Raw genomic sequence first — 6,351 nt, forward strand, 5'->3', positions numbered from 1 at the left:
CCGCCTTTGAGCAGACGGTTTATCTCGGTTCTCCCAAACCGAGGTGAGTTTGTCGAAGGGTTACCCCTCCAATGGCCACGAGTTTGGTCGCATTTCCGAGCAAAGGTCAAGCCTGCGAACTGCAAAAAGACCCTTAACAGGTGTTCGAATTCCCCTTGATTTACCTAGCGTTAAGCCAAAAAAAATCAGGATTTCACAGTGCCGTGATAGAAATCATAAGCGTGTCGGAATTGTGCCATCTTAATCAAAGCCATGTCACTGGCTTCTTCATCGACGCCCCATTGCTCTTCCTGCCATGTCTCATCGATTCTTGAGACATTCCATAGGTTTTCGGCTGAATCACAGCCCTCAGCGGCGCGCAGCCCGAGGACAAACGAGCCGCTCAAACTGACCAGATCGTGAAACGCCGTGAGAGCAAAAGGGCTCATCGCCTGTGTGATGGCAAGCGCCCGAGCAAGGCTCTCCTCAGCTTGCGCAACGGGCATAACCCCACGCGCAACCCCAAGCTGTAATCCAAAACTGTCCCGCGCCCACTCTAGCGGCCCGTCCCAAGCAGCGGCCTGACGCTCCTGTAGCTCAACAGGCGATTCGGCCCGATAACAGAGCAAATCGGTCTCCGCATAGGCCGCAATCAACGCAGCGACTTCGCCATGCTGGACCGCAACTTTATCAAGCGCTGCATTGGCCGAGCGCGTGTATGGCATTTTTGACGGATCAATTTCGCCATCAACGGCGCGCCACTCCTCTGCAACCCGCTCCGCCAATACCGCATTCGGCACAATCAGCGCCGCCTTGGCTGGCGTTTTGACTCTGCGCCCGTCAAGCTCGATGGCAAATCCAGCCTCAACCGCCTTTGGCGTCACGTCGCTCCAAAAGCGTTTCATCTTCCATTCGCTCATGCAGATACTCCCAACAGCGCGTTTACCGCGTCATAAAGCTCGTCAAAATGGCCAATCAGCCTGTCCGCGCCCAGTGTTTCAGGGGCGTGATAGCCCCAGCTCACACCGACAGTGGCAATCCCTGCCGCCCGCGCCATTTCCATATCAAATCTCGTATCGCCCACCATCACAGCCTGATGCGGCGCAAGCCCCGTGTCCTGCAAGACGGCCTCAAGCATGGCTGGATGGGGCTTTGACGGATGGTGATCTGCCACTTGCTCAGAGACGAAATACCCCGTCAGCCCATGGCCCTGCAAAAGCTTGTCCAGCCCGCGCCGCGACTTGCCTGTCGCCACGGCCAAAAGCGTTTCGTCCTCCGCCCGCAAGCGCTCCAAAGCGGCCATTGCCCCCTCATAAAGCGGCGAGGACGCTGCCGTGCCCTTTTCGGCCCGCAGGCTCATATAGGAAGCCTTATAGCCCTCTACGAGCGCGTCATGTTCGGCTGCGCGGTCAGGCGCAAGCACAGCCATCGCCTCAGGCAAGGACAGCCCGACAATCGCACAAATCTCGGCGCGGCTCGGCACATCCGCCCCCACGCGCCCAAAAGCCGCGCCCATGGCGGCACAAATATCATCTTGGCTGTCGACGAGCGTTCCGTCGACATCAAAGATCACTACTCTCATGACATCTCCTCAGTCGGATCAGACAGCGCATCGCTCTCAACCCACTGAAACGTGTTCCATGTCTCTTCCATATGATCAGGCAAAGGCGCGCGGAATTCCAGAACCTTGCGTGTCTCCGGATGCTCGATCCGCAGATAGCGCGCGTGAAGGTGCAGCTTCTTGCTCAAGCCGCCACCAAGCTGCGCGCCCCAGCCGTCGCCAAGGTTTTCCTGGCTTGAACCGCCGTATTTGCCATCGCCAATAATCGGATGCCCAAGCTCCGCCATATGCGCGCGCAGCTGGTGCGTTCGCCCTGTCACAGGCACCATAGCAACCCAGGCACAGCGCTGGCCCGCATTTTCAAGCACCATAAAGTCGGTCTGTGCACGCTTGGCGCCTTCCGTGCGGTCAACGGCCCGCGGATGCACACACATCATCTTTTCGCCTTCGCCCTTGGCCCCGTGGCCGCCTGCCTTCACAAGCCCCCAGCGGATCATCCCCATGCGCGGATTGGGCACACCAGCGACAGCCGCCCAGTAAATCTTGCGCGTCTCGCGGTGTCGGAACGCCTCGGTCAAGGCCTTTGCCGCAAGCCGCGTGCGCGCCAGAACCAAAATACCAGAGGTATCCTTGTCCAAACGGTGCACAAGCCGCGGCTTCTCATCAAAGCCAAACTTCAGCGCCTCGGCCAGCCCGTCGACGTGCTTGAGCTGCTTTGAACCGCCCTGTGTCGGCAGCCCTGTGGGCTTGTTCAGCACGATCATCTGATCGTCTTTATAGATCACACAAGATTGGATCATCTTGGTGTCCGCCGCCGAAACCTTGCTGGGCGGCGCATACTCTGGCGCAGGCGTTTCAGGCAGCGGCGGTATCCGCACGCTCTGCCCCTCTTCGACGCGGGTTGAGGTCTTCACCCGCCCGCCTTCAACCCGCAAATCACCCTTGCGGCACATCTTCTCGATTTGCCCCTGCTTGAGCATCGGAAAGCGCCGCTTGAGCCAGCGGTCAAGGCGCTGGTCGCCTTCGCCAGCCTCTACAGTAATCATTTGAACGCCGCTCATTGGAGGGCTCCTTTCATAAGGGTCATACCCGCAAACAGCGCGCCGATTGAAACCACCACAGACACAGTCACATACCCCGCCGCCGCGCCGATTTGTCCCCGCTCATAGAGCGTGACAGCGTCAAGCGAAAACGCTGAAAACGTCGTAAAGCCGCCAAGCAGCCCCGTCATCAGCAAAGGTGCCAAGCGGGTCGCATCCTTCTGGGCCAGAAGCACCACAAGCGCGCCCATTGCAAGGCTACCAATGACATTGACCACCAAGGTCGCCCATGGAAAGCCGTGGCCCAAAAGCCGAACGGCCCCCACGCCAACCAAGTAACGCGCGCTCGCGCCAAGGGCCCCGCCAAGAGCGACATGAAAAAGTGATGTTAACATGGGCGGTCTGTCTCAGGGGCGCGCCCCTTTGTCAAGTTTTGCCAGCTTTTTCCCGCGCAAGCCGTTGTTTGGCGAACCAATCGAGACGTTTTTTAAGCTCGCGTTCAAACCCGCGCTCAACGGGCTGATAGAGCACAGGCCGCTTCATGGTCTCGGGGAAGTAGTTTTGCCCCGAGAAGCCGTTTTCCGCGTCATGGTCATAGGCATAGCCCGCGCCATAGCCCTGATCTGACATAAGCGATGTTGGCGCATTGAGGATATGCTTGGGCGGCGGCTCGCTGCCTGTGCGCTTGGCCTCCTTGCGCGCGCCTTTATAGGCGACGTAAGCGGCGTTCGATTTCGGGGCAAGCGCAAGATAAATCACCGCTTGCGCCAACGCCAGCTCGCCTTCTGGGCTGCCAAGCCGCTCATAAGTCTGCCAGCTTTGCAAACACACATCCTGCGCCTGCATATCTGCGAGGCCAATGTCTTCCACCGCCATCCGCGTCAGACGCCGCGCCAGAAACCGTGGGTCTTCCCCACCTTCCAGCATCCGCGCAAACCAGTAAAGCGCAGCGTCCGGGTCTGATCCGCGCACAGATTTGTGCAGTGCGGAAATCAGATTGTAATGCTCATCGCCCGATTTGTCGTATTTCGCCGCCCGCCGCATCAGCCGCTTGGCGAGCGCCTCGCGGTCAAGCTTGCCTGTAAGGCTCCAAGCATTGACTTGCTCAATCAAACCCAGCAAGGCGCGCCCGTCGCCATCGGCCATCTCAAGCAAAGCTTCGCGCGCATGGCCATCCAGCGGCAAGGCACGCCCCAGCTCCTTCTCGGCGCGCTGTGCCAGCTTCTCAAGATCAGCCAGCCCCAAGCGCTCCAGAACCAGAACCTGCGCCCGCGACAGCAAAGCCGCATTCAGCTCAAAGCTCGGGTTCTCCGTCGTCGCCCCCACCAGAAGGATCGTGCCATCCTCCATAAAGGGTAAGAAACCGTCCTGTTGGGCTTTGTTAAATCGGTGGATCTCATCCACAAACAGAAGCGTCCCCTGCCCGTTGGCGTGCCTGTGCTTGGCCGCCTCAAAGACTTTCTTCAAGTCCGCGACACCCGAGAAGATTGCGCTGATCTGAACAAAATGCAGATCGGTTTCATCCGCCAACAGCCGCGCAATCGTCGTCTTGCCCACACCGGGCGGCCCCCAAAAGACCAGCGAGGTCAGCGTGCCTGACGCCAGCATGACCGTCAGCGGCGCGTCAGGGCCTATCACTTTGGGCTGTCCTATGACGTCGCCAAGCGCCTTGGGCCGCAGCTTGTCCGCCAAAGGGCGTGGCCCCGCCTTGCCTCTGCCGCCTTCGGGCGCGCTATCAAACAGATCCGCCATTTCAGAGCCTGAACTTAAGCTGAAGCGGCTTGCCGCCCCGCATAATGAGCAGACCAAGCCAGCGGCCAGAGGCGTCAAGCCTGCGCAGCGCCTCCCCCGTGTCAGAGACCCGCGCGCCATTGATCTCGGTGATCACATCCCCCGTGCGCAACCCGGCCCGCGCGCCATAAGGCCCTGTCTCAGCCACAACCACACCATCAGAGGACAAAGGCAAGCCAAACTCGGCCAAAACCTTCGGGTTGATGTTGATCACTGTCACCTCAGGCAATGGAGTTTCACGCCCCGTCACAAGCGGCGCGCGCTCTGGCACATCTGGCGCACTCATCAATGTGACAGCGCGGCTGTCGATCTCCTGCTCACGGAAAAATGTCACCTCCACGGCCTCTCCAATCCCGACAACACTCATCCGAAAGATCATCTCAGACGGCGTGTTCACAGCCTGACCATTGACCGAGAGGATCACATCTCCGGCTTGAAGCCCGGCCTTATAAAACGGGCTTACGCGGTGCATTTCAGTGATCATGATCCCGCTTGGAACCCCAAGCCCAATGCTCTCGGCAATATCACCGTCCACAACTTGCCCGTTGATCCCGGCCCAAGGCCGCTCAAACCGCGTATTGCCTGCCTCGGCCTGCTCCATGAACGCTTGAACGAGCTTCGCAGGGATCGCAAACCCGATCCCGTTGGAGCCACCCGAGCGGCTCACAATCCGCGTATTCACGCCAATCAACGCACCGTTCACATCAATCAAAGCGCCACCCGAATTGCCCGGATTGATCGGCGCATCGGTCTGGATAAAATACCCACGCGCCGAGCCCATCGCCCCGCCTGAGCGCGCCAGCCCCGAGACAATCCCAGAGCTGACAGTCTGCCCGACACCAAACGGGTTGCCAATCGCGAGGACAAGCTCGCCAACATCCACAGTGTCACTGTCACGCAGCCTGAGATGCGGCATCCCTCTTGCGCCTTCAAGCTGAAGGAGCGCCAAGTCGCTCTCTTCGTCGGCGAGAACAACACGCGCCGCATATTCGCGGCGGTCATTGAGCACCACGCGAATATCTGTCGCCTCGCCGACCACGTGATAGTTTGACACCACATAGCCATCGCTTGACAGGATCACCCCAGAGCCAAGCGAGTTCTGGACCCGCGGCTTCAGCTCGCCAAAATTACGGAACATATCGGCAAAGAGCGGGTCGTTCTGAAACGGGCTAGAGCGCGTCTGCACCACGCGTTTGACGTATATATTCACAACAGCAGGGGCCGCAGCCTTCACCAGCGGCGCAAAGCCAAGGCCGATCTCGGCTTGGCTCGTTGGCACACGGGTTTCGGCTCTAAGCGGCGCGCAAAGCAATGTGGCAAGCAGTATGGCGGGCAGTGTGGCAAGCAGTATGGACAACGCAGCCCTATTCAAACACGGCATCAGGAGGCTCCTTCTTGCCCCATGATATGCGGAGCGCGGGGGCAGATTGCAAGCGCGCACAAAAAAAGCCCCCTGCTCTCGCAAGGGGCTTCTGTCTGCGCAATTGCGCCAAGTCTTATTCAGCAGCGGCTTCTTCAGCAGCAACGCGGGCTTTGTCGTTTGCGCCCTTTGCGTTGACGTCGCGCTCAACGAATTCGATGATCGCCATTGGCGCCATGTCACCATAGCGGAAGCCCGCTTTCATGATGCGCACATAGCCGCCTTGACGGTCTTTGTAGCGTGGGCCGAGGATCGCAAAAAGTTTCGCAACATAAGCGTCTTGCTTAAGCTGGCTTGCGGCCTGACGGCGCGCGTGCAGGTCGCCGCGCTTGCCGAGCGTGATCAGCTTTTCGATGATCGGACGCAGTTCTTTTGCTTTTGGCAAAGTTGTTTTGATTTGCTCATGTTCGATGAGCGAGCCTGCCATATTGGCAAAGAGCGCCTTGCGGTGCTCATGTGTGCGGTTCAGGCGGCGGTATCCACGTGCGTGACGCATAGTCTTCTCCTAAATGTGCTCTCTACGAGCGTTTTTGCTTTGTCTGGCGGCCGATGCGTGTCAG

General features: G+C 59.1%; 7 protein-coding genes. All 7 read right to left on the reverse strand.

Annotated elements, in window-relative coordinates; all coding sequences use genetic code 11:
* Positions 1-185 precede the first annotated feature (185 nt).
* Entirely contained in the window at positions 186-899 is a 714-nt protein-coding gene (locus tag ACTF58_RS08920; protein WP_438991627.1) for an ATP12 family chaperone protein, read from the reverse strand.
* Positions 896-1,561, reverse strand: coding sequence for an HAD-IA family hydrolase (locus ACTF58_RS08925; protein WP_438991628.1), 666 nt, complete (start codon positions 1,559-1,561; stop codon positions 896-898). The genes ACTF58_RS08920 and ACTF58_RS08925 overlap by 4 nt, the downstream gene beginning before the upstream one ends.
* Complete coding sequence (locus ACTF58_RS08930; protein WP_438991629.1) at positions 1,558-2,601, reverse strand: RluA family pseudouridine synthase; 1,044 nt, start codon at positions 2,599-2,601, stop codon at positions 1,558-1,560. The genes ACTF58_RS08925 and ACTF58_RS08930 overlap by 4 nt, the downstream gene beginning before the upstream one ends.
* Positions 2,598-2,975 carry a fluoride efflux transporter CrcB gene (gene crcB / locus ACTF58_RS08935; protein WP_438991630.1) on the reverse strand — a complete coding sequence of 126 codons (378 nt, stop codon included), beginning with the start codon at positions 2,973-2,975 and terminating at the stop codon, positions 2,598-2,600. The genes ACTF58_RS08930 and crcB overlap by 4 nt, the downstream gene beginning before the upstream one ends.
* A 31-nt stretch (positions 2,976-3,006) precedes the next feature.
* Positions 3,007-4,332, reverse strand: a complete 1,326-nt coding sequence (locus ACTF58_RS08940; RefSeq protein WP_438991631.1) for a replication-associated recombination protein A — start codon at positions 4,330-4,332, stop codon at positions 3,007-3,009.
* Position 4,333: 1 nt separating this feature from the next.
* Positions 4,334-5,752: a trypsin-like peptidase domain-containing protein gene (locus ACTF58_RS08945; RefSeq protein ID WP_438991632.1), complete on the reverse strand. Its 1,419-nt coding sequence runs from the start codon at positions 5,750-5,752 to the stop codon at positions 4,334-4,336.
* A gap of 115 nt (positions 5,753-5,867) precedes the next feature.
* Positions 5,868-6,287, reverse strand: coding sequence for a 50S ribosomal protein L17 (gene rplQ, locus ACTF58_RS08950; protein WP_438991633.1), 420 nt, complete (start codon positions 6,285-6,287; stop codon positions 5,868-5,870).
* Positions 6,288-6,351: the final 64 nt, after the last annotated feature.

Origin of the sequence: Lentibacter sp., from assembly GCF_965657785.1 — a bacterium.
Classification (GTDB): Bacteria; Pseudomonadota; Alphaproteobacteria; order Rhodobacterales; family Rhodobacteraceae; genus Lentibacter.

Bases quoted from the DNA above. Each gene is read 5' to 3' on its own strand.
- ACTF58_RS08920 (WP_438991627.1), bottom strand. From the start codon at position 899: ATGAGCGAATGGAAGATGAAACGCTTTTGGAGCGACGTGACGCCAAAG.
- ACTF58_RS08925 (WP_438991628.1), bottom strand. From the start codon at position 1,561: ATGAGAGTAGTGATCTTTGATGTCGACGGAACGCTCGTCGACAGCCAA.
- ACTF58_RS08930 (WP_438991629.1), bottom strand. From the start codon at position 2,601: ATGAGCGGCGTTCAAATGATTACTGTAGAGGCTGGCGAAGGCGACCAG.
- crcB (WP_438991630.1), bottom strand. From the start codon at position 2,975: ATGTTAACATCACTTTTTCATGTCGCTCTTGGCGGGGCCCTTGGCGCG.
- ACTF58_RS08940 (WP_438991631.1), bottom strand. From the start codon at position 4,332: ATGGCGGATCTGTTTGATAGCGCGCCCGAAGGCGGCAGAGGCAAGGCG.
- ACTF58_RS08945 (WP_438991632.1), bottom strand. From the start codon at position 5,752: ATGCCGTGTTTGAATAGGGCTGCGTTGTCCATACTGCTTGCCACACTG.
- rplQ (WP_438991633.1), bottom strand. From the start codon at position 6,287: ATGCGTCACGCACGTGGATACCGCCGCCTGAACCGCACACATGAGCAC.